The organism is Promicromonospora sp. NPDC060204 (assembly GCF_042728455.1).
Classification (GTDB): Bacteria; Actinomycetota; Actinomycetes; order Actinomycetales; family Cellulomonadaceae; genus Promicromonospora.
Genome location: NZ_JBHWZO010000378.1, coordinates 1 through 4,350, shown reverse-complemented (window position 1 = coordinate 4,350; position 4,350 = coordinate 1). Strand labels below are relative to the sequence as shown.

At 71.7% G+C, this 4,350-nt stretch carries 3 protein-coding genes; 1 reads left to right on the top strand and 2 read right to left on the bottom strand.

What is annotated here, in order from left to right; genetic code table 11:
* Positions 1-216 precede the first annotated feature (216 nt).
* A complete protein-coding gene (locus tag ACFWEJ_RS27555; RefSeq protein ID WP_377232357.1) occupies positions 217-2,310 on the top strand; it encodes a glycoside hydrolase family 48 protein in 2,094 nt (697 codons plus the stop codon).
* A 72-nt stretch (positions 2,311-2,382) separates the two neighbouring features.
* Here ACFWEJ_RS27555 and ACFWEJ_RS27550 read toward each other — a convergent pair whose 3' ends face one another.
* Both ACFWEJ_RS27550 and ACFWEJ_RS27545 read right to left on the bottom strand, forming a co-directional pair.
* Complete coding sequence (locus ACFWEJ_RS27550; RefSeq protein WP_377232356.1) at positions 2,383-3,366, bottom strand: hypothetical protein; 984 nt, start codon at positions 3,364-3,366, stop codon at positions 2,383-2,385.
* Between the two features lie 75 nt (positions 3,367-3,441).
* Positions 3,442-4,209, bottom strand: a complete 768-nt coding sequence (locus ACFWEJ_RS27545) for a DUF4230 domain-containing protein (RefSeq protein ID WP_377232355.1) — start codon at positions 4,207-4,209, stop codon at positions 3,442-3,444.
* Positions 4,210-4,350 lie beyond the last annotated feature (141 nt).

Here is a 4,350-nt window from a genome sequence, read left to right as displayed (position 1 = left end):
GCACAGGCCTGTGCCGACCTCGATGCAGACTGCCGACCTCACAGCCGACCCCGCCCCGCGCCCGGGCACGCACCCGGCCCGTGCGCAGTCTCCCGCATCCCCGTGTGAATCAGTTAAGTCCGTTGCCCCGCCGCACCGGCAGGCCGACCGTCGAGAGTGCGCCCGCACCGCGGGCGGCGTCCGACGACGCACGCAGGCACACCCGGAGGCCCCGCCATGAACAGAGTACGAAGGCGCAGAGTCCTGGCCGCAGCAGCACTGGCCGCACTGTCGCTGGGCGCCCTGGGGGTGCCCGCCACCGCCGGCCCGTTCGACGCCGACCCGGGCCACGCCCCCGGCGCCGCCCCGCAGACCGCCCCGCAGGCGCAACCCCGCGCCGCCGCCGGCGAGTACGCCGACCGGTTCCTCGCGCTGTACGAGAAGCTGCACGACCCGGCCAACGGCTACTTCTCGGCGCAGGGCATCCCGTACCACTCGGCCGAGACCCTCCTGGTGGAGGCACCGGACTACGGCCACGAGACGACGTCGGAGGCATACAGCTTCTGGCTGTGGCTGGAGACGTCGTACGGGCAGGTCACAGGCGACTGGGAGCCGTTCAACCACGCCTGGGACACGCTCGAGGCGTACATGATCCCCACCACGGAGAACCAGCCGACCAACGGCGCGTACAACCCGGGCTCCCCGGCCACCTATGCGCCCGAGCACAACCACCCGAGCGCCTACCCGGCCCGGCTCGACTCCGGCGTGGCGGTGGGCCAGGACCCGATCGGCGCGGAGCTGAGCCAGACCTACGGCACGGACGAGATCTATGGCATGCACTGGCTGGCCGACGTCGACAACGTGTACGGCTTCGGCGCCGCCCCCGGCTCCTCCGAGCTGCTGGGACCGGACTACGAGGGCACGTCGTACATCAACACCTTCCAGCGCGGCCCGCAGGAGTCGGTCTGGGAGACCATCCCCCAACCCGCCGTCGACGACTTCTCCTACGGCGGCCCCAACGGCTACCTGGACCTGTTCACCGGGGACGCGAGCTACGCGCGCCAGTGGAAGTACACCAACGCGCCCGACGCCGACGCCCGCGCCGTCGAGGCCGCCTACTGGGCCCAGCAGTTCGCGATCGAGCAGGGCGCCGGGGCCGAGGTCTCCGGCACGGTCGAGAAGGCGTCCCGCATGGGCGACTACCTGCGCTACTCGCTGTTCGACAAGTACTTCAAGGAGATCGGCTGCGAGTCCACGAGCTGCCAGGCGGGCTCCGGGCGCAGCTCGGCGCACTACCTGCTGTCCTGGTACTACGCGTGGGGCGGGGCGCTGGACACGAGCGGCCCGTGGGCCTGGCGCATCGGTTCGTCGCACGCGCACTTCGGCTACCAGAACCCGCTCGCGGCCTACGCCCTGTCCACCGACGCCGGCCTGGTCCCCGCCTCCCCGACCGCGCAGGACGACTGGGCGGTGAGCCTGGACCGCCAGATCGAGTTCTTCCAGTGGCTCCAGTCGGCCGAGGGCGGCATCGCGGGCGGCGCGACCAACAGCGTGGACGGGGCCTACGGCACGCACCCCTCCGGCGCGCCCACCTTCTACGACATGGTCTACGACGAGGCGCCCGTCTACCACGACCCGCCGTCGAACCAATGGTTCGGCATGCAGGGCTGGGGCGTGGAGCGGATCGCGCAGCTCTACCACGAGACGGGCGACGAGCGGGCGCAGGACATCCTCGACAGGTGGGTGCCCTGGGTGCTGGACGAGATCACGGTCACGGCCGACTCCTGGCAGGTGCCGTCCGAGCTGTCCTGGACCGGGGCCCCGGACACCTGGGACCCGACGGCCCCGGGCGCCAACACCGGCCTGCACGTCGAGGTCACGGGCCACGGGCAGGATGTCGGCGTGGCCGGCGCCATCGCCCGCACCCTGATCTACTACGCCGCGGCGTCGGGCGACCAGGCCGCCGCCGACACCGCCAAGGCGCTGCTCGACGCGATGTGGGAGCAGAACACCGACGACAAGGGCATCGCCACCGTGGAGTCCCGCGCCGACTTCGGCCGGTTCGACGACGAGTACCAGCCCGGCGGCGACGGCGTCTACGTGCCGCAGGGCTGGACCGGGACCTACCCGAACGGCGACCGGGCGACGTCCGGCGTCTCGTTCCTGGACCTGCGCTCGTTCTACGAGGACGACCCCATGTTCGGCGAGGTGCAGGAGTACCTGGACGGCGGCGACGTGCCGCAGTTCACCTACCACCGGTTCTGGGCGCAGACCGCCGTGGCCACGGCCATGGCGGAGTACGACCGCCTCCTGGGCGCGGGCGCGCAGTAGCCCCGGAACGTGTCAGACCCTCAGGTCACCTTCGGTGGCCTGAGGGTCTGACACGTGAAGCGGGTGCGAGGATCAGACCTCGGGGACCCAGAGGTCCTCGCCGTTCGCGGGGGTGCCGACCGCGCCGACGCCCACCGGGACGGCGTCGGGCACGTCGCCCAGGGCGCGCTGCGCCACGGCGCCCGACGAGAAGTTCGCGTAGCACTCCGGGCAGTACCAGTCCGGTGTCGGCACGGGGGTGTCGAAACCGCCGTACACGACGTCCGGCTCCAGCTTCATGTTGTCGTGGATCGCCTGGCCCCACACGATGCGCTTGGTGGCGCCGCGCTGACCGCACGACGGGCACGACGGGCGCATCTGCGCGCGCTGCGACAGCACCGCGTGCGGGTGCAGCAGGGCGTGACACGGGCCGCACACCAGGAAGGTCTGCTCGATGAGGTCCGCCAGGGGGCGCTCGCCGGTCTCGCCGGTGTGGGCGCCGTCGTCGTGCGGGCGCAGCTGCATGACGTCGACGAACCGCTCGCACGACGCGCAGCGCTCCTCACGGCGCAGGTCCGTGCCCGAGACCTGCTTGTGGCCCAGCAGGCGCAGCACGTGCAGGTTGGGCGACAGCTCGTCGGTCTCGCAGTTGCCGGCGTCGAGCGTGCCGGTGGCGCCGTGCTTGTACTGGTGGGCGATGCCGTCGAGCACCAGGCGGGCGTGCTCCTGCGGCAGCCAGCCGGACGAGCGCGCGTAGGCGGCCGCGCCGTTGAAGAGGTCGTCCCAGACCACGGGCTTGTCCGGGCCGAAGACCTCGTCGCTGACCCAGTCCTCGCCCTGGCTGGCGCCCATGAGCTCGACCGCGGCGACGATGCCCGGCTCGGAGCCCACGACGGTGACGACGACGTCGCCGCGCTGCGGGCCGTCCGCGCCACCGGGCAGGCGGTGCTCGTGGCTCCGGCTCGCGATGGCGACCGCCTCGCCCAGCCAGTCCTCGGACCAGTTGAGGTAGACGGACGGAACGAGCCACGCCGGAAGGGACGAAACGTTGGGAAGCATGTCGGGTTCGCTGGTCACGCGGGGAGAATAGCGCAGCACGGTGACGCCGTTATGACACGCCCGGTGAGCGACCTTCGCGACTTACCCGGACACTTACCCGAACTCGACCACGACCTGGTCGTACCCCAACGGGGACAACATCGCCTCGAGGGTCGCGGTCGTGTTCGCGCGGGCCCGTTCGTCCAGGTCGGAGCCTGCCGCGGCGTCCGAGATCCGGTCCTGGGCCGTCGCGAGCGCCTCCTGGCGGGCGTCGGTGTCGGCGTCGAAGAGATCACCCACGCGGTCGACCAGACCGCGGTCCTCCGTCAGGGCGCGGCTGGCGTCGAGGTCGATGCGGGGCTCGGCGAGCTCCGGCTCCGGGAGCGTGACGGTGACCGTCGTGCCGTCGTCCGAGATCTCGATCGCGTCCTCGTCCAGGTCGCGGAAGTCCACGTACGCGTCGACCGAGCCGTTCACCGCGAGCACGATCCGCTCCCCCGCGAGCCAGCTCGGCACGTACTTCACGTCGTTCTCCAGGTCGACCAGCACCTCGTACTGTGCCTCGGCCGCCACGAACCGCGCCAGGTCGTGCATGCTGACCAGCACGGGCGTCTCGGACCGGTCGACCTGGCCCGTGGTGAACGGGTTGAGCCCGTCGAGCAGCGTCCGCCAGATCGCGTCGCGGAAGTCGTCGCGCAGCGCGGAGACGGCGCCCGCGACCAGCCCGGCGGTCAGCGCCGCGCCCAGCACGAACCCGAGCACGCCCGCCAGCCCGGCGGGCATCCTGCGGCGCGGTGCCTCGGGCGCCGCGCCCCCGCTGCCCGACGGCGTCGGCTCGGTCCTGGAGCCCACCTGCTCGGTCTGTACCTCGGTGCCCGTCATCGCCGCGCCCCTTCCCGGGGAGATACCAGACATATCTCCCACCCAGGTCTCCCACGCTAGCCCCTACCACTGACACTCGCGCAGCAGCCCATCACCTTCAAGGGGAACGCCGGAAACGACTTCGGTCGGTTGCTTCGAGAT